Consider the following 25,284-nt stretch of genomic DNA (forward strand, 5'->3'; position numbering starts at 1 on the left):
ACCGGGCGGCCACTTACTCCACCTGGAAGTGCGTGACTTTAACGCGTGCGGGCTTCTGTTTTTTATCCAGCGAGCCGCTGATCCCGACTAAATCATCCGGAGAGAAGGACTTACCTTCAAACACTGCCATCGGGATTTGCACCTGAATATGGTCCGTTTTATCGCGGAACTGATAGAGATCGTTCCCCTCTTTCTTCAACAGATTGCCGCGCATCGAAACTGAAGCACCGTCATGCAGGCTCTTCGCCTGTTTAACGGTCATGCTGCGCGCATCTTCAATGCCCCGGTAACCGTCATCCATTTTATGTGGCGGCGGCGGGGCTTTATCCGCTTTCAGGCCGGGTGCCTCATCTGCAAATGCTGACATCGAAAAGAGAGCTGCTAAGCAGGCGGAAAGCACGATTTTTTTCATAACTTCTCCTGATTGTTACCAGTACACGACTTTAAGCCTGGCAGAGAGCGGGCAACTGTACAGGCGATTTATCTGTTTTCCTGGTCTTATAAAAAAACGACCGCGTGTAAAAAAATAAATATCGTGAATATTTGGGGCTGTTTTTATTATTCTGAAACAGGTATCACTGATAATTAGCCGCCGCTGAGCTATCTTTTAGCGACTAATAACTAAAGAAAAAATTACCCGCTGACCGGGTCAGCGCAATATGTCTTAAGTTGTGCTTAAGGGAAAATAATGACAACTCCTGCCCCTGTTAATACAGGTGAACAGTTTGAAAAATGCATCGCTATTATTCGCCAGGCTTCTGTCGAAATTTTGCTGCTGTTAAATGTGCATTTTGATGAAGGAAAAGATCCGCGCTGGTTTCTGGAACAGCTTGATGTTGCGCGCCTCAGTTTGGGTGGCTGGGGAGCGGTGGCGAAAAGACTCAAACTTAACGATGCGGAGTTAACGCAGTTCACGTTGCAGCTTCGTCACCTGCAACAACTGGTGCCGCGCTATGAGAACGGGCAGAGCGTTACGGAAAACCAGCTTATCGCCGCGCTGCGCTTTATCGCCGCGCTGGAGAACCTGCGTAAAAAGCAGAAGCTGCTGACCTACAGCACCGCGCTCGGCCCTAACGATCCGCTCCAGCAGCAGAGCGGGCTGCAACACCTGCGCGCGATGGAGATGATGATGAAAGGGCTGGTGATGCAGGCGTGGCCCGATGCGGAGCGTCTGCGCAATCACCTGAAAACCCAGTTTGGTGCCGATCGTGTGCGCCGCTGGCTGCGCCTCGGCGACCGCAACGATGTGTTAAGCGGCATGCTGTTTAGCGAGCTGGCGTTGCTGCTGGTGGATAAAAAAGAGTACGGTCAGCGCTACGCCAGCCTGTTTAACGATGCGTCCGGTCTGAGCCTGTTTGTCGAACCGCGTAAAACCCTGCAAACTCTGTTAGATGATGTGCGGGAGATCCGCACCAGCGTCATCGCCGGCAATGCGCTGAGTTCTAACCAGTTAGCGATGCTCGAGGGCTACTATCCGCAGATCGCCGGGCCAGTACAACGCGCCTTTGATGAGGGGCGCGGCAAAATTAACCCCGCTGCGTTACTGAAAGAGGCGGCAGGTGAGCTGGATGCCTACTGGGAGCAGGCGCGCAAAAAGGATCGCGCCGCGGGCGGCGATACACAGCCGATTCGCGACAGTATTGATAAACCGGCGACCCGCCAGGTGCGCAGCCGCGAAGAGCGCGAACAGATGGTCTCTGGCGTGCTGTGGGGCGCAGTGGGCGTTGTGGCTTTGGTGATTGTGATTGGTGCCTTCTGGCTCTTTATGGGCGGCGTCTCCGCGCCGGTAGCGCGTCAGACCAATATTACGGTACCCATTGCCGAAGAGCGTCAGAAACCGTCGGCGAAAGAGGAGCTCAGCTCAATGGGTCTACCGCGGGATGAGAACAACTTCCGCTCGGCTATCGACCGCAACGATACTCGCGTGGTGTCGCTCTTTTTGCGTACCGGCATGAACTGGAAACTCTCCTGGACCGAGCATGCGGTGATTTCGGACTATAACGACGTCCTCGATCTGCTGCTGCGCTACCGTTTGCAGATGGATGAGAAGCGCCCGTGCCGACGTTTTATTACCACCCTGACCCATGAGATGGTGGCGAATAATAAGCCGCTAACCTCCATCACCAAAAATTACCTGCAGGCGTTTTGCACCACCAAACCGGTGGTCGATCGCCAGCGTTATGAGATGGAGCAGGCGCAGCTGCGTTATGACGCCAGTCCGAACGATGAGAACCGTAAATGGGCAGAGACGCACACCGCCATTTATAACGCCATTGATTGAGTAATGCTCAAGTCCCGTAGGCCTGATAAGGCGTAAGCCGCCATCAGGCATGATTTGCCGGATGGCGCTGGTGCTTATCCGGCCTACAGGTTCGCAGGGAGAGATTTTGTAGGCCTGATAAGGCGTAAGCCGCCATCAGGCGTGGTTTGCCGGATGGCGCTGGTGCTTATCCGGCCTACAGGTTCGCAGGGAGAGGTTTGTAGGCCTGATAAGGCGTAGCCGCCATCAGGCAGGGTTTGCCGGATGGCGCTGGCGCTTATCCGGCCTACAGGTTCGCAGGGAGAGGTTTGTAGGCCTGATAAGGCGTAGCCGCCATCAGGCAGGGTTTGCCGGATGGCGCTGGCGCTTATCCGGCCTACAGGTTCGCAGGGTGAGATTTTGTAGGCCTGATAAGGCGTAAGCCGCCATCAGGCATGGTTTGCCGGATGGCGCTGGTGCTTATCCGGCCTACAGGTTCGCAGGGAGATGTTTTGTAGGCCTGATAAGGCGTAAGCCGCCATCAGGCGTTGAATGCCGGATAGCGGCCCACGGAATGTGCAGGGTTATCACTCTTGCGGTTTTTCTTCCGGCTCGTCCACTTTTGGCTCGCCGTAGAGGCCAATCAACCGGCGTACCACGCCGTTGGTCCAGCCGAAACCATCCTGCAACGGATACTCACCACCGCCACCTTCACGCGGCGTGCTGCTGGCGATGTGGTACTTCTCAATCAGCTTATGGTGCTGCTGATAGAAAACATTCACCGTCTTAAGCCAGCTGCGGGCAATCTGGTCGCCCAGCTCATCGTTACCGTAGAGCTTAAAGCCCTGGATCGCCATCCACTGCAACGGCGCCCAGCCATTGGGTTTATCCCACTGCTCAGCGGTTTCATACTCCGTTGTCAGAATGCCGCCCGGCGTCAGCAGACGGTTGGTAACCGCCTCCGCCAGCCGTTCAGCCTGTTCGTGAGTGGCCATGCCGACATAGAGCGGCACAATGCTCGCAGCAGAGAAGAGTGCCATCTCTTCACGACGCCAGTCGTAATCGCGGAAGCAGCCGCTTTCGTCATCCCACAGATAGCGGTTAATGGCCGCACGGCGGTCGCTCGCTTTCTGGCGGAACAGCGCTTCACGCTCGCGGTCGCCTTTCAGCCCGGAGATATTGGCAATGGCGCTCTCGAGCTTAAACATAAAGGCGTTCAGATCGATCGGGATGAACTGCGTGGTGCGGATGCTCGCCAGACGGTGCGCATCACGCAGCCAGCGGGAGGAGTAATCCCAGCCGGAGGCCGCGCCAGCGCGCAGATCGCGATACACCTCATTTGGCGGACGGCCGGAGTGACGCGCCGTCTCGACGTCTTCAATCCAGGACTCATCACGCGGCGTATCGCGGTCATCCCAGTAACGGTTAAGCAGCGAGCCGTCCGGCATACGCACCACATGGCGGTAAGCCTGGTTCAGCACCAGCGACTCCGCGCCATCCATCCAGAAGTCATACTCCATCAGCAGATGGTCGAGGTAGCGCCGCGCGCCGCGCACGCCATCCTCCTCAAACAGTTCAACCATCAGCGCAAACACTGGCGGCTGGGAACGGCTTAAGTAGTAGGTGCGGTTGCCGTTAGGGATATGCCCGTAACGCTCAATCATCCACGCGAAGTTATCGGCCATACAGCGCAGCAGGTCGTCGCGCCCGCTCTCTGCTAGCCCCAGCATGGTGAAGTAGGAGTCCCAGTAGTAGGTCTCACGGAAACGCCCGCCGGGCACAATATAGGATTGCGGCAGCGCCAGCAGTGAAGACCACGGAATATGGTCTCGCGGCTCACGGGTGAGGATCGGCCACAGCTGGTCGATATGCTCTTTCAGCGAGTTTTCCGGGTTGGAGACATACTCTTTGGCGTAGTTTTCCGGCATCCAGAAGTGCGCCTTCACGAACTGGCGTAAGTTGAATTCCGGTTTACGTTTAATTTTGCGATAACGAATCAGGATATCGAGCGGATCCATCTTCGGCGCACAGTCAGGGAAGGTTTTGCTGTCGGCGAAGATGCGGGAGGACTGCACGTGCTCAAACAGTTCCAGATAACGATCGGCAGGCGTGAGCGCATCAGATGCGGGCATCCCCTCAATCATCTCCGGTTCCGGTTCCGCCTCGATCATTTCATCCAGTTTTAACTCGCACGGATCGGTGTCGTAGGTTTCGTCTTCGAATACCCATTCCATTAATTCTGCGCTTTGTAGTTTCTGGTTGAACATAGTGACGTTGGCCTCCGGATGTCGTCGTAAAAAACTACGGGTGTTGCCCGGCTATCTATAAAGCTTAGACATTCGCTTCGATCTCTGGTGATCAAAGTGTGCGGATGATCACGTTTTAAAATCGGCCTTACAGCAGCTAAAAATCCACAACTGGCTGATAAAGCACGAATAAGTCACTTATTCCTGTGCTTTAAGTAGCGGTAAATTTCGGAGCATTCGTTTTGCAACGATTTGTGAATTAACCCGGTATTACGCAGTTGACCACCGCAGAACAGGGTCGTTCATTTTATCGCTGGGGAAAGAAATCAGAATACGCTCTTATTACGTTAGAGCAATGTTGGAATACCCGCCATACGGCGCGAGAGAAAGAGTGAAAACTCCCGGCGACACAGGCCGCCGGGAAGGGGATTAGCGGGGGATTTGCTGCGTGATGCAGTGGATGTTACCGCCGCCGAGTAGGATCTCGCGAGCCGGCACGCCGGTGATAATGAAATCCGGAAACATCTCAGTAAACAGCGCCTGCGCCGCGCCATCGGTCGCCGGGTCCAGCAGCGGGAAAATGATCTGCTGGTTGCTGACCAGATAGTTGACGTAGGAGCCCGCCAGGCGGTTGCCTTCGTGACGCTCAATCGCCGTGCCTTTCTCAACATCGCACGTCTCTTCCGCGCTGGCGTAAAGCGGCTGCGGAGAGGGCACTTTCCACACTTTCAGGCGACGACCCTGCGCATCTTCCACGCTTTGCAGCACTTCAAGCGCCGCCATGGAGCGGGCGTACTGCGGATCGTTTTCATCATCGGTCCAGTGCAGGGCAACTTCGCCCGGGCGCACAAAGCAACACATGTTATCGATATGACCGTCGGTCTCATCGTTAAACACGCCGTCCGGCAGCCAGATGATCTGCGTTACGCCAAGGTAGTCACGCAGCTGCTGTTCGATCTGCGCTTTGCTCAGGTTCGGGTTGCGGTTGGCGTTGAGCAGACACTCTGCGGTGGTCAGCAGGGTGCCTTCGCCATCAACGTGAATCGAGCCGCCTTCCAGCACCAGGTCCGTGTGGTAGCACGGCATCTGATGGTAGTTTGCTACCTGCTCAGCCACTAACTGATCGCGATCCCAGCTGGCGTAGAGACCGCCGTTAAGGCCGCCCCATGCGTTAAATGTCCAGCTAATACCGCGTTTTTCGCCCGCAGCGTTAGTCACGACCGTCGGGCCGGTATCGCGCATCCAGGCGTCGTCGCTCTCCATCTCCACCAGCGTGACGTCGGCGGGCATTACTGCCCGCGCTTTCGCCATTTCCGCTGCCGGCACGCCCATAATGACCGGCGTAGTACGGGAGATCGCTTTTGCCACCGCAGAGAAAGCCTGCTGCGCGGGCGCGGCGTCGGCACGCCAGTTATCCGTACGGTAGGGCCAAATCATCCACACGGCCTGATGTGGCGCCCACTCGGCGGGCATGCTGAATCCGTCTTTTACCGGCATGGTCAGCTGCGACATTACTTGCTCCTCACGCTGCCATCAGAGGTTGCCAGCGCGGTGTACATGTTCGGACGACGGTCGCGGAACAGGCCCCAGGAGGCGCGCTGTGCGGCAATCGCATCGAGATCGAACGTGTGAACCAGCACGGCTTCGCTGGTTTTGTTTGCCTGCTCAACCAGCTCACCGGTCTGATCGGCAATAAAAGAGGAGCCGTAGAAGGTCATTTCCAGGCCTTCAATATATTTGCTGGCTTCAGTACCGATACGGTTAGAGGCGATCACCGGTACAACGTTTGCGGCAGCGTGGCCCTGCTGGACGCGGGTCCAGTGCGGCTGGCTGTCGATATCCGGGTAAGCCGGTTCTGAACCGATAGCGGTCGGGTAGAAAATCAGTTCCGCGCCCTGCAGGGCCAGGCAGCGAGCCGTTTCCGGGAACCACTGATCCCAGCAGATGCCGACGCCGATTTTCGCATAGCGGGTGTTCCACACTTTGAAGCCGGTATCACCCGGGATGAAGAACTGTTTTTCCTGGTACGCCGGGCCGTTCGGGATGTGCGTTTTACGGTAGGTGTCGAGCACGCTGCCGTCGGCATCAATCATCACCAGCGAGTTGTAGTAGGCGTTGTTGCTCTTCTCGAACAGGCTCAGCGGCAGCACCACTTCCAGCTCTTTTGCCAGGGCAGAGAAATGTTTAATCAGCGGGCTGTTGTCCACTTCCTGCGCCAGCGCATAGTGCTCCGGGCTCTGATCGATGCAGAAGTAAGGCGCGGCGAACAGCTCCTGAATCAGGATCACCTGCGCGCCCTGGCGGTGAGCTTCACGTACCAGACGCTCGGCGTTCTGTACGTTTTTCTCCAGATCCCAGGTGCATGCCATTTGGGTGGCGGCGACAGTTACATTTCTCATAAACATCTCCCGTAGGTCTCGGTTCGGTTAGTGCAAAATTTCAGCACTTATTGTGGCGCAAACTATAGCAACGATCTGCGTTATGAATAAAATGTATTGTTATCATGAAAACATGAACAGGATGCATAATTGTGGTCGATCTGAATTTGCTGCGCCTTATCCCGATTCTGGCGAAAGAGAAAAACGTCACCCGCGCGGCGCAGAAGGCGAATTTGTCCCAGTCGGCCTTTAGCCACGCGCTGAACCGCCTGCGCGAACAGCTGAAAGATGAGATGTTTATTCGCACCCATAGCGGCATGGAGCCGACGCCCTATGCGGCGCGGATGATCCCGGTGATTGAGAGCGCGCTGAGCAAACTCGATACCGCCACGCGCGGGCCAAGCCACTTCGATCCGGCGCGTGATGCGCATACCTTCTATATCGGTGCGGTCGACTACTTCGAATTTATGTTTATGCCGGTGCTCACCGCGCGCTTTAAAACCATCGCGCCGAATGTGCGGCTCTCGGTGGATATTCTTTCGGAGACGATCAAGGTCGAACGTGTAGAGAACGGGCAACTAGATGCGTTTATCGGCGTCGAAAATGTGCAGCACATTCCGCACTACTTTAATAAGCACCGGCTTATCTCCGATCACTTTGTCGCCATCGCCTCGCTTGAGCGCAGCGATCTGCCGGAGCAGCTGACGATGCGCCATCTGGTCAGCGAGGCGCAAATCCACCTGCCCGCCGTCAGCTCCGGCGCGGACCATATCGACAACTGGCTCTTATCGCAGCACCTCTACCGCCCGCTGGCGACGGTAGTGCAAAGCTACGCCGTTGGCGGCCGTGTCGCCGTGGCATCGGGGTATTTAATGTGCGTTCCGTTTCGTATTGCCCAGGAGCTGGCAAAGATGTTGCCGCTGCGCATCATGACGCTGCCGGAAGGCGCGCCGTCGTACGATTTACTGCTGCTCTCGCACCGCCTCTATGACTACCAGCCCGCCGTGCAGTGGCTGATCGATGAATTAAAAACGGTGCGGATATAGTTGCTGTATGTGGTTGAAGAGAAAGCGTTATTAAAGAGAGTAAACATGCATTTACTCTGCGTTTCGAAGGCATAAAAAAACCGACTGGTGAGGTCGGTTTTTTTATCTTCCGGTAGCGAATGTTGCTCTGTCCGGAATGGGACTGTCTTTAACTAACAGGTGCAGTATAAGGCAGGCAAATTTTATCTGCAATCTTAAGTCATTAGCTATCGTGTGGAAATAAAAGCATCGCTATAATCCGTGCGTTAGTTTTATGACAGCTCTCTCTGGGGCTCTTGTTAACGTATTTTAAGTCCTGACCAAATATACGGGTGGTGCCGTATTTGGTGCTCTGGCCGGAGTGGGACTGTCTTTAACTAACATTAAGATAAACCACTGTGACAGGCAGTTCAGGAGTAAGCAGTGGCGTTCTGGCTCCATCAATTGGAGAAAACGGGTGATTGATAAAGCAATCATCGTTCTTGGCGCGTTAATAGCGTTGCTGGAACTGATCCGTTACCTGCTTCAGTTAATGAACAGTTAACGGAAACGTAAATAAGGGCAGGAAGCTAACCACTTCCTGCCCTTTAATATTGCGGCATAACATCTTTTGTTCTTTATCTGATTATCTCGTGGCTTTCCCACTCGTACCGCGCCAGGCATTCGGCATCTGCTGCGCCAGCCACGCGGCTTGCTGGCCGGGTGCTGCGCTGGCCTGCTGCACAAAGAACCCTTGCGCCTCTTCGCGTAGCGCGTCCGGGGAGTGAGTGGGCGACTGCATCACCACCAGCACACCCTGGCGATCCGCGCAGTAATACCACTGGCACTGAGCCACATACCCGAGGCTGCGCTCGACACGCATCTGGTGGAAGAAGAGCGGCTGATAGCGCTGGATAAGCGCCTGCATCTCTTCAATATCCTCTTCAACTGGCAGGAACAGCAGCAGCGCGTTGTCCTCCTCATGCGTATCCAGCATGAAGTGTTTCCCGGCCGCGATAAGCGGCGGCGCATCGGTTTCGGTCTCAACAGGAAAGAGAAAGGCGCTTAACAGGCGGGAGAGCGCCTGATGCAGCGCCTCGTCGCCGCCCGTCAGATGGGCTTGCCAGACCTGCTGAGTTGGCTGTGAGACAGAAGTTATCAGTTCGCGCGGCAGCTGCGCCAGTAAGCGGCGCACGGCGCTGCCCTGCATCTCGCGGGCGGTCTCCTGCGCCAGCGCAAGGCGCGCCTGGACTCCGGCGTTAGCATCCTCGCGGTGTAAAATCTGGTTAATTTCCGCCAGCAGGGACTGCATCAGCAGCGCCTCTCCGCAGAGGTGAAGCTGCCAGATCCCTTGCTCACGCTGCACGGTCAACACGCCGCCCTGCCGCGCGGCCCATGCACTAAGCGGCCGCAGGCGCGATGCCAGCCACCAGCCGGTTTCATCACTAAATGCCGTGGCAGGTTGTGGTCGCAGCCGCAGCGAAGCGTCGCCCGCAGCCGGTTGCCACGCCAGCGGCGCAGAGGCTGAAGGGAGCGCAGGCGCATGCAGCGGCGCAGGTGTCGGGAAGGGGGTAAAAGAGACCGGCTCATCAGGTGCCGCTTGCGGGACGAAAGGAGCCAGCGTCAGGGTAAAGCCCTGGCTCTCAACGGTTTCTCCGCGCACCTCAGGCGAGGCCCATAACCGGCTGGCGTTTGCCGGGGTAAGGGCGGCCAGCAAGGCAGGCCAGCCGTCGGGATCGGGCGGTAGCAGGCCAATGGCGCGCGCGCGCAGCGCTTCAAGCGGCGCGAGCTGCATAAAAGCGTGTTGCGTAAAGCGGCAAAGCGCCTGACACTGCGCCTCGCTCAGGGCGCTGACGGCGTCAAGCCAGCGGAAGAAGAGGGACTCGACCTGCGCGGCGCTGACGCTCTCATCGCGCAGCGTAAAGGTGAACCGCAGCCAGAGGGGTTCGCCATTCAGGCAATCGGCCTGCAAGTTGATGGCCGTCACCAGGTTGCGCTGACGCCAGATATCCATCAGCCCGCCCGCGGTTTCGTCCAGCAGCAGGGTTTCCAGCAGACGCAGCGCGCCGCTGGCGGCGGCAGGAGGGGTAAAGCTCAGCACCAGCATGGTTTCGCGCGGCTGATGCAGCGCGCAATCTCCCCGTTCGAGGGTGAGCGGCATTACCGCATCGGCCTCTCTGGCAGAGGGAGGCGGCGCGGCGCTACAGCGCGCCAGCGCTTCGAGATTCTCCAGCGTCTGCGGCCCCTGTAAAAAGAGGCGCAGATTCCCGGCGTGATAGTGCTGCTGGTGGAAAGCCTGCAACGCCTGCTGAAGCGGGGCGGCTTCGTCGCCAAAGCTTGCGTGGTTGCCGATGCGAAAACGCGCCAGCTGACCATCGCCATCCAGCATCTTTAGCAGGGCGGCTTCACGGCGTTTTTCCGCATCGTGCTGCAACAGGCGATACTCTGCGTCGATCACCGAGGCTTCGGCGAGGATCTCGCTCTCATTAAGCTGCGGTGTCACCAGCATATCGGTAAGGCGTAACAGCCCCGGCTCCAGCAGGTCAGCAGGCACTTCAAAAAAGTAGGCTGTCTGCGCCAGGCGGGTTGAGGCATTAAGCCGCCCGCCCTGCGACGGTACCCAGCTGATTAAGCGCTGCGCCTGCGGAAAACCGAGGCTGCCGCGAAACAGCATATGCTCCAGCAGATGCGCCAGCCCCGGCCAGGCCTGCGGCTCTTGCAGGCTGCCGGCGTCGACGCACCACAGCGCTGCCGCCTGGCGCGCGTCGGGTTGATGCACCAGTGTGACGTGCAAACCATTGTCGAGGTGGAGCTGTCGGGTCTGCATGGTTAGCCTTTGACGATCAGTTGCGAGTTAACGCGGTTGCGAAAACGCAGTTCATGCACGCCGATGCGGCTATGGTTGGCCTCTTCGCGTGCCGCGAGAATGGTGCCGTGATGCGGCGATTTGCTGCATACCGGGTCGGCATTCGCCGCATCGCCGGTCAGCATATAGGCCTGGCAGCGGCAGCCACCAAAGTCCTGCTCCTTCTCCGGGCAGGAGCGGCACGGCTCCGGCATCCAGTCGTTGCCGCGATAGCGGTTAAAGCCGAAGGAGTCATACCAGATGTGCTCCAGCGAGTGTTCCAGCACCGAGGGGAATTTCACCGGCAACTGGCGCGCGCTGTGGCACGGTAGCGCGGTGCCTTCCGGGGTCACGCTTAAGAAGATCGCTCCCCAGCCGCCCATGCAGCCCTTCGGGCGCTCTTCATAGTAGTCCGGGGTGACAAACAGTAAGTTGGTCAGATTGCCGCTTTCCGCCATCTTCGCCCGGTAGTCGCTGACCACCGCTTCGGCGCGGGCAATCTGCTCGCGGCTCGGCAGCAGCCCTTCACGGTTAAGCTGTGCCCAGCCGTAAAACTGACAGGTCGCCAGTTCAACGTCATCGGCTTCCAGCTGTAACGCCAGCGCGATAATCCGGTCGATCTGGTCGATATTGTGCCGGTGCAGGACGAAGTTCAGCACCATCGGGTAGCCGAGCGCTTTGACCGCTTTCGCCATCGCCAGCTTCTGGTGAAAGGCTTTTTCGTTGCCCGCCAGCGCGGCATTCAGTTCAGGATCGCTGGCCTGGAAGCTGATCTGGATATGATCCAGCCCGGCATCGGCAAAGGTGTGCAGCTTCTTCTCGCTCAGGCCAATGCCCGAGGTGATCAGATTGGTGTAAAACCCCATCCCGCGCGCGGCGGCAATCAGCTCCGGCAAATCTTTGCGCAGCAGCGGTTCGCCGCCGGAAAAGCCAAGCTGCACGCTGCCCATCGCCCGCGCCTGGCGAAATACCTCAATCCACTGCGCCGTGGTCAACTCCTGCTCCTGGGTCGAGAAGTCGAGCGGGTTGGAGCAGTAGGGGCACTGTAGCGGGCAGCGATAGGTCAGCTCCGCCAGCAGCCAGAGCGGCGGATTGACGCTTTTGGCGGCCTCACTCACGGAAAATCACCCACTTCTGCGCATAGGCCTGCGTCAGGAAATCGAGCACGTCAGCGGCGAGCTCTTCGGCGTCGGGAAAACGCGCCTCCAGCGTAGCGATAATCTCGCCCACGCTTTTAATACCATCGACTTCCGAGAGAATCGCCGTTGCGCTGTCGTTAAGCTTCGCCATCCCTTCCGGGTAGAGGATCACATGGCAATCTTGCGCGGCTTCCCACTGCAAACGGTAGCCCCGGCGGAAGGCGGGAATGTGATGTGCCTGAATGTGCATTACACCAGTCTCCTTGTGTGCCACACCGCGTCTGCGGTGACGGTGTGATAGGGCGCGCGATGAAGGCTATAGGCCATGGTCATCGCATCGAGCATGCTCCAGAGGATGTCGAGTTTAAATTGCAGGATGTCGAGCATCCGCTGCTGTTTCTCAGCGGTGTCGCACCACTCCAGCGCCAGCGATAAACCGTGCTCGACATCGCGTCGCGCCTGGCCGAGACGGCTGCGGAAGTAGTCATACCCCTGCGGTTCAATCCACGTGTAGTGCTGCGGCCAGCTGTCGAGGCGCGACTGGTGGATCTGCGGCGCGAAGAGTTCGGTCAGCGAACTGCATGCCGCCTCCTGCCAGCAGGCGCGGCGGGCAAAGTTAACGTAAGCATCCACCGCAAAACGCACGCCCGGCAGCACCCGCTCTTCCGAGAGCAGGCTTTCGCGGGTTAACCCCACCGCTTCGCCAAGACGCAGCCACGCTTCGATACCGCCTTCGCTTTCCCCCTCGCCATCGTGATCGAGAATGCGTTGCACCCACTGGCGGCGCACTTCCGGATGTGGGCAGTTGGCCATGATCGCCGCGTCTTTCAGCGGAATGCTGGTCTGGTAGTAGAAGCGGTTGGCGACCCAGCCCTGGATCTGCTCCCGCGTGGCTTCACCGTTATGCATCGCGATGTGATAAGGGTGATGAATATGATAGTACTGACCCTTCGCTCGTAATGCGGCCTCAAACTCCTCGGGCGTCAGGCATATTGCTTCACTCATGAAACCTCTTATAGCGCGATAACCATCCCGTCCCAGCTCACTTCAATCCCCTGTTGCTCAAGGCTTTTTCGTTCCGGGGAGGCTTCATTCAGGATCGGGTTGGTATTGTTAATATGAATTAAAATCTTGCGACGGGCGGGCAGCGTCGCGAGCAGGGATGTGAGACCCTGCTCTTCGGCTAACGCCAGGTGACCCATCGCTTTGCCACTGTGGCCGCCCACGCCGGTGGCGCTCAGCTCGTTATCACGCCACAGCGTGCCGTCGATCAGCAGGCAGTCGGCGCGCTGCAACCACGGCATAATCGTCTCATCTGGCTCGCCAAGACCCGGCGCGTAAAGCAGGCTCTGCCCGCTGTTGCTGTCTTCAATAAACAGCGCCACGTTGTGCCCGGGTAGCGGGCGATCGCGGTAAGGCGAGTAGGGCGGCGCATTGCTCAGCAGCGGGATAGCGGTAAAGTGCAACTGCGGGCAAACCGCCACCTGGAAGCGCGTCAGCGGCTCAACAGGGTGATGTTGCAGCCCGCCGTTCCAGTGGCTGAGCATCGGGAAGACGGGAAAGCCGGTGCTGAGATCTTCATGCACTTCCGGCGTGCACCACACCTGATGTGGGCACCCTTCGCGCAGGCTTAGTAGCCCCGCGCTGTGATCAATCTGGCTGTCGGTCAGGATAATCGCGCCAATGGCGGTACCGCGCAGCTTTTCGGGTCTGTTCAGCGCAGGCGTGGCGCGTAATTGCTGGCTGATATCGGGCGAGGCGTTGCACAACACCCAGTTTTTGCCGTCATCGCTTATCGCAATCGACGATTGCGTGCGCGCTGAGGTTTGCATTGTGCCGTTACGCACTCCCGCGCAGTTCGGGCAGTTGCAGTTCCATTGGGGAAAGCCGCCGCCCGCTGCGGAACCTAAAACAGTAATCAGCATCTGTGTAAACCGGTAAGCAAAAAGAGGAAGCCCGCAGCAAGGCGGGCGGGCGCGTTTAGCGGTTGGAAATATAGAGAGTGACTTCCAGACCTAAGCGCAGATCCACGAACGTTGGTTTAGTCCACATAGCGTAACTCCTTGGGATGAGAGGAGGTAACCCGCGTGATTCAGTTACCCCAGGTCATATTCAGAACTCGTAGCCAGTTGCGCCAGGCAAGTTTCTCTGCCAGCGGCTGGCTGATGCCAGACGATGTCAGCAGGGCCATGAGTCGCGGTAGCCCCGTGACATCGCCCAACTCTTCCGGCAGGTCGATGCCGTCAAAGTCGGAGCCGAATGCTACACGATCCTCACCAAGTTTAGTAAGCAGATAGTCGATGTGTTGGAAAATTTTGTGTAAAGGGGTGCGGGGGTCGCGCTTGCCGTCTTCGCGCAGGAAGGCGGTACCGAAGTTAACGCCCACCAGCCCGTCGCTGGCGGCAATCGCCTCCAGCTGAGCATCGGTGAGGTTGCGCGGCTGCGGACAGAGGGCGTGAGCATTGGAGTGGCTGGCGACTAACGGCGCAGTGCTGAGGGCAGCGGTGTCCCAGAACGCCCGTTCATTCATATGCGAGAGGTCGATCAGAATTCGCCGTTGGTTGCAGGCGTGGATAAGCCGTTTGCCCGCCTTGCTCAGGCCTGGCCCGGTATCCGGCGAACCGGGAAAGCGGCCGTTTACCCCTTCGCCAAACACATTCGGCAGGTTCCAGAACGGCCCAATACTGCGCACGCCACGAGCGACCAGCGCATCAAGCGGCTCTAACTCTGCGTTGAGCGCGTCGGCACCTTCAATATGCAGTACCAGCGCGATAGTGCCATCTTGCAGGCACTGCGCAATCTCCTGCGCGCTGTGGCAGACGCGCATTCTGCCCTCTGAAGCGTCGACCATGCGGTAGAAGAGATCGATCTGCTGGTGGGTGATCTGGAGCGGATCGTGCAGCGCCTGCGCCGCATCGGGCGTGATGCCGCGCATCTCTGCGATATAACGCGCGGGAGGCACAAAGACGGCGAACAGCCCGCCGGCAAAACCGGCGCGCTGCATACGGGGAAAATCGAGATGGCCGCCGTTAAGGCCGCTGAAAACCTGTTCGACAGAGGTGTTTGGCTGCTCCATCCACAACCGCAGCAGCAGATCGTTATGACCATCAAACACCGGAAATTGCGCTGCCATCATTGAGACCTTGTGTAAAAACAAACTGGCCGTGGGGGCCAGTTTGCGTGGAGCATTAACGCATGGTGACGAACTCTTCCGCCGCCGTCGGGTGGATGGCGACAGTGTTGTCGAAGTCCTTCTTGGTCGCGCCCATCTTCAGCGCCACGGCGAAGCCCTGCAACATCTCATCCATTCCGGAGCCAATGCCGTGAATACCGACAATCTTCTCCTCTGGCCCAACGCAGACCAGCTTCATGCGGCACGGCTGGCGGTGAGAGGTGACGGCGGTATACATCGCGGTAAAGGAGGATTTATAGACCTTCACCTGGTCGTCGCCATACTGCTCGCGCGCCTGCGGTTCGGTTAAGCCGACGGTGCCGATTGGCGGGTGGCTGAAGACCACGGTCGGAATATTGCTGTAGTCCAGATGCTCGTCCGGCTTGTTGTTAAACAGGCGCTCGGAGAGGCGGCGACCAGCCGCCACGGCAACCGGCGTCAGTTCAACCGCGCCGGTGTTATCCCCCACAGCGTAGATGCCGGGAACGCTGGTGTTCTGGAACTTATCCACTTCGATATAGCCCTTGTCGTTGGTTTTCACACCGGTGGCGGCAAGGTTGAAGTTATCGGTTTCCGGTTCGCGGCCAATCGCCCAGATCAGGCAGTCGACGGTCTGCGAACGGCCATCTTCCAGCGTAATCGTCAGGCTGCCGTCGCCGTTTTTCACCACCGCAGTCGGCACGGCGTGGGTGTGCAGGTTCGGGCCTTCTGCCGCCATCACTTCCACCAGCGTCTCGGAGATCATCGGGTCGAAGCTGCGCAGCGGCGCGTGTTTACGCACAAAGAGGTGCGTTTCAGCGCCGAGACCGTTGATTACGCCCGCCAGTTCAACGGCGATATAGCCTGCGCCCACCACCGCAACGCGTTTTGGCAGCGCGGGCAGGGCGAAGAAGCCGTCGGAATCAATGCCATATTCCGCGCCGGGAATCGACGGGTGGCTCGGACGACCGCCGGTGGCGATCAGGATATGGTCGGCGGTGATCGTCTCGCCGTTCACTTCCACGGTTTTAGCATCGACAAAGCGCGCAAAGCCGCGGATCACATCCACGTTATTTTTGCCCAGCACGTTGTCATAAGAGGTGTGAATACGGTCAATGTAAGCGCTGCGGCTGGCGACCAGTTTGCCCCAGTCGAAGTGATTCACCGTGGTGTCGAAACCGTAATCCGGGCCGTAGAGATGGATCGCTTCGGCGATCTGCGCCGCATGCCACATCACCTTTTTCGGCACGCAGCCGACGTTAACGCAGGTGCCGCCCAGCTCTTTAGCTTCGATCAGCGCGCATTTTTGACCATACATGGCGGCACGGTTGATCGAGGCGATACCGCCGCTGCCGCCACCGATGGCGAGGTAGTCATAATGTTTGCTCATGGTCGTTTCCTTAATCCTGAACGAAGTCGACAGTCGTGGCGCGATTGTAACGCGCCGGGCGTAATGTGCCACCGATGGCTGCGATTACTCGGGTACTACCTGGTTTATCAGCGTATGGCCTGTACCGGCCGGGACCAGTTTTTTGTGCAGCCACGGCAGCACGCTGTTCATTTGTGCTTCCAGTTTCCACGGCGGGTTAATTACGATCATGCCGGAGGCGGTCATGCCGCGCTGGTCGCTGTCCGGGCGCACGCCCAGCTCGATTTGCAGGATGTTGCGAATGCCGGTCGCTTCCAGATCGCGCAGCATGCGTTTGATCTGCTGGCGCATCACTACCGGATACCACAGGGCGTAAACACCGGTGGCGAAACGTTTGTGGCCTTCGCTGATACCGCTTACCACTGCCTGATAGTCGGTTTTGATCTCATACGGCGGGTCAATCAGGATCAGACCACGACGGGAGACCGGCGGCAGTTTGGCTTTTAATTGCTGATAGCCGTCGGCGCGCGCTATGCGAGTGCGTTCGTCTTTCTGGAACTCCTGGCGCAGCAGCGGGAAGTCGCTCGGGTGCAGCTCGGTCAGCATCAGGCTATCCTGCTCGCGCAGCAGCTGGCGCGCAATCAGCGGTGAACCTGGGTAGTAACGCAGCTGCTCGCCACGGTTAAAGTGACGCACCACATTCATGTAAGGTTCCAGCTCGGCGGGCAGATCGTCCTGCTGCCAGATGCGCGCAATCCCTTCCATATATTCACCGGTGCGCTCCGCATGCTCGCCGGAGAGCTGATAACGCCCCGCGCCGGCGTGGGTGTCGAGATAGAGAAACGGTTTCTCTTTTTCTTTCAGCGCTTCGATGATCAGGCTCTGAACGGTGTGTTTGAGGACGTCGGCGTGGTTGCCCGCGTGGAAGCTGTGGCGATAACTGAGCATAGCGTTGGAGATTCCAGAAATTAAACGAGATTTCGCACAGTCTATCGCAGATCGCGGCGGATTACCGCTCAACCCTCCGCTTATTGCAGCGATACCCGGCTTAAGCGCACCCTCCGGCATTGAAATCTCCAGAAGTTAGCCCCATGCTAATCAAACACCCTTTTCAACAGGACTGCGCATATGACCAACCCCCTTTTGACGCCTTTCGAGTTACCGCCGTTTTCCCACATTCGTCCTGAACACGTTGTCCCTGCGGTAACGAAAGCGCTGGACGACTGCCGAAACGCGGTTGAGAGCGTTGTCGCGCAGGGTGGCCCCTATACCTGGGCCAATCTTTGCCAGCCGCTGGCGGAAGTCGATGACCGCCTGGGTCGTCTCTTCTCTCCCGTCAGCCACCTGAATTCCGTGAAAAACAGCCCGGAACTGCGTGAAGCTTACGAACAGACCCTGCCGCTGCTCTCTGAGTACAGCACTTGGGTCGGCCAGCATGAAGGGCTCTATAACGCCTATCGCGATCTGCGCGACGGCGACCACTACGCTGAACTGAGCGTTGCCGAGAAAAAATCGGTCGATAACGCCCTGCGTGACTTCAAACTGTCGGGTATTGGCCTGCCGAAAGAGACGCAGAAACGCTATGGCGAAATCGCCGCGCGCCTCTCTGAGCTGGGCAACCTCTATAGCAACAATGTGCTCGACGCCACCATGGGCTGGAGCAAGCTGGTTACTGACGAATCTGAACTCTCCGGCATGCCGGAAAGCGCCTTAGCGGCGGCGAAAGCGCAGGCAGAAGCCAAAGAGCAAGAGGGCTATCTGTTAACCCTCGATATTCCGAGCTACCTGCCGGTGATGACCTACTGCGATAACCAGGCGCTGCGCGAAGAGATGTACCGCGCGTACAGCACCCGCGCCTCCGAGCAGGGGCCGAACGCCGGTAAATGGGATAACAGCCCGGTGATGGCAGAGATCCTTGCCCTGCGTCACGAACTGGCGCAGCTGCTTGGCTTTGAGAGCTATGCGGATAAATCGCTGGCGACCAAAATGGCAGAAAACCCGGCGCAGGTGCTGGAGTTCTTAACCGATCTGGCGAAACGCGCGCGCCCGCAGGGCGAAAAAGAGCTGGCGCAGCTGCGTGCTTTTGCGAAAGCGGAGTTTGGCGTCGACGATCTGCAACCGTGGGATATCGCCTACTACAGCGAAAAACAGAAGCAGCACCTCTACAGCATCAGCGATGAGCAACTGCGCCCTTACTTCCCGGAAAACCGCGCCGTTAACGGCCTGTTCGAAGTGGTAAAACGCATTTACGGCATTACCGCCAAAGAGCGTACCGATGTTGATGTCTGGCACCCGGAAGTGCGCTTCTTCGAACTGTATGACGAAAACAACGAGCTGCGCGGCAGCTTCTACCTCGATCTCTATGCCCGCGAGCACAAACGCGGCGGGGCGTGGATGGATGATTGCGTCGGCCAGATGCGCCGCGCCGACGGCACGCTGCAAAAACCGGTCGCCTATCTCACCTGTAACTTTAACCGCCCGGTGAGCGGCAAACCGGCGCTCTTCACCCATGATGAAGTGATCACTCTGTTCCATGAGTTTGGTCACGGCCTGCACCATATGCTGACGCGGGTTGAAACCGCAGGCGTTGCGGGCATCAGCGGGGTGCCGTGGGATGCGGTCGAGCTGCCGAGCCAGTTTATGGAGAACTGGTGCTGGGAGCCGGAAGCGCTGGCGTTTATCTCCGGTCACTTTGAGACTGGCGAGCCGCTGCCGCAGGAGTTGCTGGATAAAATGCTGGCGGCGAAAAACTACCAGGCGGCGATGTTTATCCTGCGCCAGCTGGAGTTCGGCCTGTTCGACTTCCGTCTGCATGCGGAATTTAACCCGCAAGAGGGGGCGAAAATCCTCGAAACTCTGGCTGAGATCAAACGCCAGGTAGCGGTGATGCCTGGGCCGTCGTGGGGCCGTTTCCCGCACGCCTTCAGCCACATCTTCGCAGGCGGTTACGCAGCGGGTTACTACAGCTACCTGTGGGCCGATGTGCTGGCAGCCGATGCTTACTCCCGCTTTGAGGAAGAGGGGATTTTCAACCGTGAAACCGGGCAGTCGTTCCTCGATAACATCCTGACGCGTGGCGGTTCAGAAGAGCCAATGGAGCTGTTCAAACGCTTCCGCGGGCGTGAGCCGCAGATTGATGCGATGCTTGAGCATTATGGTATCGAAGGCTAACACTTGAAGATCTGCTTAGTGGATGAAACAGGCACCGGAGACGGTGCCTTATCCGATCTTATCGCCCGCTTTGGGCTGGAGCCGGATGACGACAACCTGATGGCGCTGGTTCGCACTCCGACTCACCTTGAGCTGCGCAAACGCGATGAGCCGAAACTCGGCGGTATCTTTGTCGATTTTGTCGCAGGCGCGATGGCACACCGGCGCAAGTTTGGTGGCGGTCGCGGCGAAGCGGTGGCGAAAGCGGTCGGCATTAAAGGCAGCTATCTGCCGGAAGTAGTGGATGCGACTGCCGGGCTCGGGCGCGACGCCTTTGTGCTCGCCTCCGTTGGCTGCCGGGTGCGCATGCTGGAGCGCAACCCGGTGGTTGCCGCTCTGCTGGAGGATGGTCTGCAGCGCGGCTATGCAGATGCGGAAGTCGGCCCGTGGCTACGCGACCGGTTAACGCTTATTCACGCCTCAAGCCTTTCCGGGCTGGCGGATATTACGCCGCGCCCGCAGGTGGTTTATCTCGATCCGATGTTTCCGCATAAGCAGAAGAGCGCACTGGTGAAAAAGGAGATGCGGGTCTTTCAGTCGCTGGTTGGCCCGGATCTTGATGCCGATGGCTTACTGGAGCCTGCGCGTCAGTTAGCGATTAAACGCGTGGTGGTAAAGCGGCCCGACTATGCGCCACCGCTGGCAGGTGTCGCTACGCAATCTGCGGTGGTGACCAAAAGCCACCGGTTCGATATCTACCCCGGCTCCGGGGAATAAAAAAGCCCGGTGGCGTTGCGCGCACCGGGCGGTATTCAGGCTACTGACGAAAGGTCAACGAACGATTATTCGTCCTCTTCATCGCGTAGCGGGACAATCAGCATATCCACATGAACGGTGTTAATCAGCTGGCGCGCAGAGGACATCAGTTTGCTCCAGAAGTCTTGATGATGGCCGCACACCACCAAATCCATATCATATTTTTTGATCGCATCGACCAGCACCTGGCCCAGATCGCCGCTGCCGCTCAGGGTTTCGGTAATCGGATAGCCTGCGTTGGTGGAGAGCTCCGTCAGTGCATGGTGCGTTTCGTCGGAGATGCGCTTTTGCATATCGCCGAGGTTAACGTCGATAAGGCCGGTGTAGAGATCGGAGTAGTTCACATCGACATGAATCAGTGAAATCTTTGCGTTGTAAGGGCGCGCCATAGAGACGGCTTTATCAACCAGCAGCTTGCTTTCAGGGGAGAGATCGACGGCGATAAGGATGTGTTTGTAAGCCATAATGTTACTCCTTCCATAAGTTGTCGATGGCCATCCGGGTGAAACCCTGATGGGGTTGCGCTGCGCTCGCATCCTGCGTTGTACGTGAGCGTAGCGCCCGACTTTTCAGGTCGCATTCAAAATGATTCCTACCTTATAACGCTCTAACAGCACCGTCAATCAACCTGGATCACGATTCACTTACGTAATATTTACAGCGAGATGCAGGGATCTGCGTTCGCTTGTGGCAAAAAAAGAGCGCTATCTCCTACACTATTAAGAAACCGTACGGAAGAGAGAGACGGTGTCCCGAAGTTGTCCTGTTTCTTTGCGCGAGGTCAACTACGGAACATCGCCTTCGTTGTGGTCCGTCCGGAGCCTTGGTTACACTCTTTGTTGTCTACCTTAGTGGGGTTTTCAGGAGCGTGAGCGCTGGAGTGAAACTCTGTGGGCTCTCGCCGGGGAGGGGATATGGTGATCAGCACTGTTGCGCTATTTTGGGCTTTGTGTGTGGTGTGTGTGGTGAACATGGCGCGTTATTACTCATCGCTGCGCGCCCTGTTGGTGGTACTTCGCGGATGCGATCCCTTGTTGTATCAATATGTCGATGGCGGCGGGTTTTTTACCGCCCACGGTCAGCCGAGCAAGCAGATGCGGCTGGTGTGGTACATCTATGCCCAACGTTACCGCGATCACCATGACGATGAGTTTATCCGCCGCTGCGAGCGGGTGCGCCACCTGTTTATTTTGACCAGTTCGTTATGCGGGCTGGTGGTGCTGAGCCTGATTGGGCTGATGATTTGGCACTGAGCGCTGTTTTGATAAATGCCTGATGGCGCTGCGCTTATCAATCCTACGGGGACCGGGCTGAGCTTTCGGCGTAGGCCGGATAAGGCGCGAGCCGCCCTCCGGCAATGTGCACTGTTCCGGCAACTGCCTGATGGCGCTGCGCTTATCAGGCCTACGGGTTACCGGGCCGGGCTTTCGCGTAGGCCGGATAAGGCGTCAGCCGCCATCCGGCAATGCACACGGTTTCAACAACTGCCTGATGGCGCTTCGCTTATCAGGCCTACGGGTGACCGGGCTGAGCTTTTGGCGTAGGCCGGATAAGGCGCAAGCCGCCATCCGGCAATGCACACGGTTTCAACAACTGCCTGATGGCGCTGCGCTTTATCAGGCCTACGGGTTACAGGGTTGAGCTTTCGCGTAGGCCGGATAAGGCGCAAGCCGCCATCCGGCAATGCACACGGTTTCAACAAATGCCTGATGGCGCTGCGCTTATCAGGCCTACGGGTTACCGGGCTGAGCTTTCAGCGTAGGCCGGATAAGGCGCAAGCCGCCATCCGGCAATGAACACGGTTTCAACAACTGCCTGATGGCGCTTCACTTATCAGGCCTACGGGTGACCGGGCTGAGCTTTCGGCGTAGGCCGGATAAGGCGTTAGCCGCCATCCGGCAATCAGCACGATTCCGGCAATAAAAAAACGGGTCAGTTTCCTGACCCGTTTTTTCGTTTCTGAAGCTTACGTTAAATCAGCTTCAGCGCAATCCAGTACAGACCGCCGGAGAGGATAATCGACGCAGGCAGCGTGAAGATCCAGGCCATCAGAATGTTGGTCACGGTTTTACGCTGCAGACCGCCGCCGTCGACAATCATCGTACCGGCTACGGACGAAGAGAGCACGTGGGTGGTTGAGACCGGCATCCCGGTATAGCTTGCCAGACCAATCGACACCGCTGCGGTCATCTGCGCGGACATCCCCTGAGCGTAGGTCATGCCTTTCTTACCGATCTTCTCGCCGATGGTGGTGGCAACACGACGCCAGCCAATCATCGTCCCCAGACCCAGCGCCAGCGCGACTGCCATGATGATCCAGATTGGCGCGTACTCGATGGTGCTGAGCATATCGCCTTTCAGTTTCTTCAGCAGACGCTGATCGTCGGCACCGATCTCCGGCTGCTTCGCCACTTTATCCGTGATATCGGAGAGGCAGAGCATAATCCGGCGCAGCTGTCCGCGCTGCTCCAGCGGGATCTGATCGTAGTTTTCAATCCCGGTGAGCATCGCTTTCGCACGGTCCAGCGCAGTGATAGCGCGGCCCGCATGGCAGTGAAACTCGCCAGGCTTGGTGGCAACTTCTTCCGGCGTTGGGATCAGCGGATCGACACCGGTCGCTTTTTGCAGCAGCACCGGATGTTGCTGGAAGTAGGTTTCCACGTTGTTGACGGCATCCCGCGTACGGGTGATGTCGTAACCGGAGGCGTTCATATTGACCACGAAGCCCGCCGGCGCGACGCCGATCAGCACCAGCATAATCAGGCCGATACCTTTCTGACCGTCGTTTGCCCCATGAGAGAAGCTGACGCCGATAGCAGAGAGGATCAGTGCGATACGCGTCCAGAAAGGCGGCTTTTTCTTGCCGTCGATCTTCTCACGTTCCGCAGGCGTCATATGGATGCGCGCACGTTTCTTGGTGCTGCTCCAGTAGCGACGCAGCAGGAACACCAATCCACCGGCAAATACCAGGCCGACGATCGGTGAAACGATCAGCGAACCAAAGATATTCAGCACTTTCGGGATGTTCAGCGCGTCGACCACTGAGGTGCCGGTCATCAGTGCATTGGTTAAACCAATACCGATAATTGCGCCAATCAGGGTGTGAGAACTGGAAGCAGGCAGGCCCAGATACCAGGTGCCGAGGTTCCAGATAATGGCAGCCAGCAGCATGGAAAAGACCATCGCCAGGCCGTGTGCGGAGCTAACATTCAGCAACAGATCGGTTGGCAACATATGCACAATGGCATACGCAACGCTTAACCCGCCCAGCAAAACGCCGAAGAAGTTAAACACTGCCGCCATCACAACCGCCAGCTGAGAACGCATAGCGCGTGTATAAATCACGGTTGCAACGGCATTCGCTGTGTCGTGGAAGCCATTAATGGCCTCGTAAAACAGAACAAAAACCAGTGCAAGCACGAGGAGTAGCCCGGTGTGGAGATCCAGGCCGGCAAACAAATGTACCATAGGTCGTTAAGCCATTTTGGGGACACGAACGCCGCGCATTATCAGGGACATTGGCGGTATGGGCAAAGTGAAATATCGACTTTTTTTGACATCATCGCTTACATTCCGCTGAATTTCTAAAATTATCTTATAAATTTCAATGGTATGTTTCTTTTCTCACCACGCCGCGCTGGTGTGACCAGCCTGAACTCTTTACAATTCGCGACCAGGTAAGAGAGAGGGTGAAGATGTGGAAAGCTTTGATGCCATTATAGTCGGTGCTGGCGCGGCGGGGATGTTTTGTGCGGCGCTGGCGGGGCAAGCGGGCCAGCGCGTGCTGCTGCTGGATAACGGCAAAAAGCCGGGGCGTAAGATCCTGATGTCCGGCGGCGGGCGCTGCAACTTCACCAATCTTTATGTCGAACCGGCGGCTTACTTAAGCCAGAACCCCCATTTTTGTAAATCTGCCCTCGCGCGCTACACCCAGTGGGATTTTATCGATCTGGTGGGTAAACACGGCATCGCCTGGCATGAAAAGACGCTTGGCCAGCTCTTTTGCGACGACTCGGCGCAGCAGATTGTCGATCTGCTGGTGGCAGAGTGCGAGAAGGGCAATGTCACCCAGCGCCTGCGCACGGAAATCCTCTCCGTCGAGCGTGATGATAACGGCTACATCTTACAGCTGAACGGCGGCACGGTGCAGGCGGCGAAACTGGTGATCGCCTCCGGCGGGCTGTCGATGCCGGGGCTGGGCGCTTCGCCTTTCGGCTACAAAATCGCCGAGCAGTTTGGCCTGAAGGTGCTGCCGACCCGCGCCGGTCTGGTGCCCTTTACGCTGCACAAACCTTTGCTTGAGCAGGTGCAGACCCTCTCCGGCGTCTCTGTGCCGTCTGTTATCACCGCTGAAAACGGCACGGTATTTCGCGAAAACTTGCTCTTTACCCATCGCGGCCTGTCGGGGCCTGCGGTGCTACAAATCTCCAGCTACTGGCTGCCGGGCGAGTTCGTCACCATTAACTTAGTGCCGGAGTGCGATCTGGCAGAGTTTCTGAATCAGCAGCGTGATGCGCACCCCAATCAGAGCCTGAAAAACACCCTCGGCATGCAGTTGCCAAAACGGCTGGTGGAGTGTTTGCAGCAGCTCGGGCAGATCCCTGATGTGACGCTAAAACAGCTCAATAGCCGTGACCAGGAGAAGCTGGTCGAGACCCTGACCGCGTGGCGCGTCCAGCCCAATGGCACCGAAGGTTACCGCACCGCAGAGGTAACGCTCGGCGGCGTGGATACCCATGAACTCTCGTCGCGCACGATGGAAGCGCGAAACGTGCCGGGGCTCTATTTTATTGGCGAAGTGATGGATGTGACCGGCTGGCTGGGGGGCTACAACTTCCAGTGGGCATGGTCCAGCGCCTGGGCCTGCGCACAGGCACTGGCGGAGCAAGAGGCATAAGCGTTTTTCGATCGCGCACGGTTTACCGCCAGCAACGTTCATCTTTCAGG

Annotated in this window: 22 protein-coding genes; 7 read left to right on the top strand and 15 right to left on the bottom strand. The window is 57.9% G+C overall.

Annotated elements, in window-relative coordinates; translation table 11 throughout:
* Positions 1-13 precede the first annotated feature (13 nt).
* Complete coding sequence (locus tag ACWPW2_RS15665; RefSeq protein ID WP_124967055.1) at positions 14-412, bottom strand: YdeI family stress tolerance OB fold protein; 399 nt, start codon at positions 410-412, stop codon at positions 14-16.
* Positions 413-688: 276 nt separating this feature from the next.
* Between ACWPW2_RS15665 and ACWPW2_RS15670 the strand changes: the two genes are divergently transcribed.
* Positions 689-2,281, top strand: a complete 1,593-nt coding sequence (locus ACWPW2_RS15670) for an STY4199 family HEPN domain-containing protein (protein WP_454124043.1) — start codon at positions 689-691, stop codon at positions 2,279-2,281.
* 545 nt (positions 2,282-2,826) lie between these two features.
* On the opposite strand, the gene ACWPW2_RS15675 is transcribed toward ACWPW2_RS15670, so the two are convergent.
* From ACWPW2_RS15675 to aguB, 3 genes are all read right to left on the bottom strand, one after another.
* On the bottom strand, positions 2,827-4,506 hold the full coding sequence (locus ACWPW2_RS15675; RefSeq protein WP_023482028.1) for an alpha,alpha-trehalase: 1,680 nt from the start codon (positions 4,504-4,506) through the stop codon (positions 2,827-2,829).
* Between the two features lie 408 nt (positions 4,507-4,914).
* Positions 4,915-5,997 carry an agmatine deiminase gene (aguA, locus tag ACWPW2_RS15680; protein ID WP_454124045.1) on the bottom strand — a complete coding sequence of 361 codons (1,083 nt, stop codon included), beginning with the start codon at positions 5,995-5,997 and terminating at the stop codon, positions 4,915-4,917.
* Entirely contained in the window at positions 5,997-6,884 is an 888-nt protein-coding gene (gene aguB / locus ACWPW2_RS15685) for an N-carbamoylputrescine amidase (protein ID WP_094422496.1), read from the bottom strand. The genes aguA and aguB overlap by 1 nt, the downstream gene beginning before the upstream one ends.
* A 131-nt stretch (positions 6,885-7,015) precedes the next feature.
* On the opposite strand from aguB, the gene ACWPW2_RS15690 reads away from it, so the two are divergent.
* Both ACWPW2_RS15690 and dinQ read left to right on the top strand, forming a co-directional pair.
* Positions 7,016-7,909: a LysR family transcriptional regulator gene (locus tag ACWPW2_RS15690; RefSeq protein ID WP_023482113.1), complete on the top strand. Its 894-nt coding sequence runs from the start codon at positions 7,016-7,018 to the stop codon at positions 7,907-7,909.
* A 436-nt stretch (positions 7,910-8,345) separates the two neighbouring features.
* Positions 8,346-8,432, top strand: a complete 87-nt coding sequence (gene dinQ, locus ACWPW2_RS15695) for a damage-inducible type I toxin DinQ (RefSeq protein WP_312118660.1) — start codon at positions 8,346-8,348, stop codon at positions 8,430-8,432.
* A gap of 81 nt (positions 8,433-8,513) precedes the next feature.
* Here dinQ and pqqF read toward each other — a convergent pair whose 3' ends face one another.
* The 9 genes from pqqF to ACWPW2_RS15740 all read right to left on the bottom strand — a co-directional run bounded on the left by pqqF (position 8,514) and on the right by ACWPW2_RS15740 (position 17,319).
* Positions 8,514-10,694, bottom strand: coding sequence for a pyrroloquinoline quinone biosynthesis protein PqqF (gene pqqF, locus ACWPW2_RS15700; RefSeq protein ID WP_454124048.1), 2,181 nt, complete (start codon positions 10,692-10,694; stop codon positions 8,514-8,516).
* Between the two features lie 2 nt (positions 10,695-10,696).
* On the bottom strand, positions 10,697-11,830 hold the full coding sequence (gene pqqE / locus ACWPW2_RS15705; RefSeq protein ID WP_094422491.1) for a pyrroloquinoline quinone biosynthesis protein PqqE: 1,134 nt from the start codon (positions 11,828-11,830) through the stop codon (positions 10,697-10,699).
* Complete coding sequence (gene pqqD, locus ACWPW2_RS15710) at positions 11,823-12,101, bottom strand: pyrroloquinoline quinone biosynthesis peptide chaperone PqqD (protein WP_454124050.1); 279 nt, start codon at positions 12,099-12,101, stop codon at positions 11,823-11,825. Before pqqD ends, pqqE begins: the two co-directional genes overlap by 8 nt.
* Positions 12,101-12,856, bottom strand: coding sequence for a pyrroloquinoline-quinone synthase PqqC (gene pqqC, locus ACWPW2_RS15715; RefSeq protein WP_076769366.1), 756 nt, complete (start codon positions 12,854-12,856; stop codon positions 12,101-12,103). Before pqqC ends, pqqD begins: the two co-directional genes overlap by 1 nt.
* Positions 12,857-12,864: 8 nt before the next feature.
* Positions 12,865-13,776, bottom strand: coding sequence for a pyrroloquinoline quinone biosynthesis protein PqqB (pqqB, locus tag ACWPW2_RS15720; RefSeq protein ID WP_454124053.1), 912 nt, complete (start codon positions 13,774-13,776; stop codon positions 12,865-12,867).
* 55 nt (positions 13,777-13,831) lie between these two features.
* Complete coding sequence (pqqA, locus tag ACWPW2_RS15725) at positions 13,832-13,903, bottom strand: pyrroloquinoline quinone precursor peptide PqqA (RefSeq protein ID WP_071789594.1); 72 nt, start codon at positions 13,901-13,903, stop codon at positions 13,832-13,834.
* A gap of 40 nt (positions 13,904-13,943) precedes the next feature.
* The gene (locus ACWPW2_RS15730; RefSeq protein ID WP_454124055.1) at positions 13,944-14,987 is read right to left on the bottom strand and encodes a dipeptidase; all 1,044 of its coding nucleotides are present in this window, start codon (positions 14,985-14,987) and stop codon (positions 13,944-13,946) included.
* A 52-nt stretch (positions 14,988-15,039) separates the two neighbouring features.
* Complete coding sequence (gene gorA / locus ACWPW2_RS15735) at positions 15,040-16,392, bottom strand: glutathione-disulfide reductase (protein ID WP_454124057.1); 1,353 nt, start codon at positions 16,390-16,392, stop codon at positions 15,040-15,042.
* Between the two features lie 84 nt (positions 16,393-16,476).
* Positions 16,477-17,319, bottom strand: a complete 843-nt coding sequence (locus tag ACWPW2_RS15740) for a 23S rRNA (adenine(2030)-N(6))-methyltransferase RlmJ (protein WP_454124059.1) — start codon at positions 17,317-17,319, stop codon at positions 16,477-16,479.
* A gap of 180 nt (positions 17,320-17,499) precedes the next feature.
* On the opposite strand from ACWPW2_RS15740, the gene prlC reads away from it, so the two are divergent.
* Entirely contained in the window at positions 17,500-19,542 is a 2,043-nt protein-coding gene (prlC, locus tag ACWPW2_RS15745) for an oligopeptidase A (protein WP_454124061.1), read from the top strand.
* A 3-nt stretch (positions 19,543-19,545) separates the two neighbouring features.
* Positions 19,546-20,298, top strand: a complete 753-nt coding sequence (rsmJ, locus tag ACWPW2_RS15750) for a 16S rRNA (guanine(1516)-N(2))-methyltransferase RsmJ (RefSeq protein WP_054802668.1) — start codon at positions 19,546-19,548, stop codon at positions 20,296-20,298.
* Positions 20,299-20,363: 65 nt separating this feature from the next.
* Here the strand turns inward: rsmJ and uspA are convergent, their stop codons facing one another.
* Positions 20,364-20,801, bottom strand: a complete 438-nt coding sequence (uspA, locus tag ACWPW2_RS15755; RefSeq protein ID WP_023482018.1) for a universal stress protein UspA — start codon at positions 20,799-20,801, stop codon at positions 20,364-20,366.
* A gap of 453 nt (positions 20,802-21,254) precedes the next feature.
* Here uspA and uspB point away from each other — a divergent pair, with 453 nt between their 5' ends.
* On the top strand, positions 21,255-21,590 hold the full coding sequence (gene uspB / locus ACWPW2_RS15760; RefSeq protein ID WP_023481978.1) for a universal stress protein UspB: 336 nt from the start codon (positions 21,255-21,257) through the stop codon (positions 21,588-21,590).
* Between the two features lie 718 nt (positions 21,591-22,308).
* Here uspB and pitA read toward each other — a convergent pair.
* Positions 22,309-23,805, bottom strand: coding sequence for an inorganic phosphate transporter PitA (gene pitA / locus ACWPW2_RS15765; protein ID WP_454124064.1), 1,497 nt, complete (start codon positions 23,803-23,805; stop codon positions 22,309-22,311).
* Between the two features lie 229 nt (positions 23,806-24,034).
* Here pitA and ACWPW2_RS15770 point away from each other — a divergent pair, with 229 nt between their 5' ends.
* Positions 24,035-25,234, top strand: coding sequence for an NAD(P)/FAD-dependent oxidoreductase (locus ACWPW2_RS15770; RefSeq protein WP_454124066.1), 1,200 nt, complete (start codon positions 24,035-24,037; stop codon positions 25,232-25,234).
* Positions 25,235-25,284: the final 50 nt, after the last annotated feature.

It is taken from the genome of Kosakonia sp. Marseille-Q7440 (assembly GCF_965119485.1).

Coding starts and splice junctions, on each gene's coding strand:
- ACWPW2_RS15665 (WP_124967055.1), bottom strand. CDS start 412: ATGAAAAAAATCGTGCTTTCCGCCTGCTTAGCAGCTCTCTTTTCGATG.
- pqqB (WP_454124053.1), bottom strand. CDS start 13,776: ATGCTGATTACTGTTTTAGGTTCCGCAGCGGGCGGCGGCTTTCCCCAA.
- ACWPW2_RS15675 (WP_023482028.1), bottom strand. CDS start 4,506: ATGTTCAACCAGAAACTACAAAGCGCAGAATTAATGGAATGGGTATTC.
- ACWPW2_RS15740 (WP_454124059.1), bottom strand. CDS start 17,319: ATGCTCAGTTATCGCCACAGCTTCCACGCGGGCAACCACGCCGACGTC.
- pqqC (WP_076769366.1), bottom strand. CDS start 12,856: ATGAGTGAAGCAATATGCCTGACGCCCGAGGAGTTTGAGGCCGCATTA.
- pqqD (WP_454124050.1), bottom strand. CDS start 12,101: ATGCACATTCAGGCACATCACATTCCCGCCTTCCGCCGGGGCTACCGT.
- pitA (WP_454124064.1), bottom strand. CDS start 23,805: ATGGTACATTTGTTTGCCGGCCTGGATCTCCACACCGGGCTACTCCTC.
- ACWPW2_RS15670 (WP_454124043.1), top strand. CDS start 689: ATGACAACTCCTGCCCCTGTTAATACAGGTGAACAGTTTGAAAAATGC.
- ACWPW2_RS15730 (WP_454124055.1), bottom strand. CDS start 14,987: ATGATGGCAGCGCAATTTCCGGTGTTTGATGGTCATAACGATCTGCTG.
- uspA (WP_023482018.1), bottom strand. CDS start 20,801: ATGGCTTACAAACACATCCTTATCGCCGTCGATCTCTCCCCTGAAAGC.
- pqqF (WP_454124048.1), bottom strand. CDS start 10,694: ATGCAGACCCGACAGCTCCACCTCGACAATGGTTTGCACGTCACACTG.
- aguB (WP_094422496.1), bottom strand. CDS start 6,884: ATGAGAAATGTAACTGTCGCCGCCACCCAAATGGCATGCACCTGGGAT.
- prlC (WP_454124061.1), top strand. CDS start 17,500: ATGACCAACCCCCTTTTGACGCCTTTCGAGTTACCGCCGTTTTCCCAC.
- aguA (WP_454124045.1), bottom strand. CDS start 5,997: ATGTCGCAGCTGACCATGCCGGTAAAAGACGGATTCAGCATGCCCGCC.
- gorA (WP_454124057.1), bottom strand. CDS start 16,392: ATGAGCAAACATTATGACTACCTCGCCATCGGTGGCGGCAGCGGCGGT.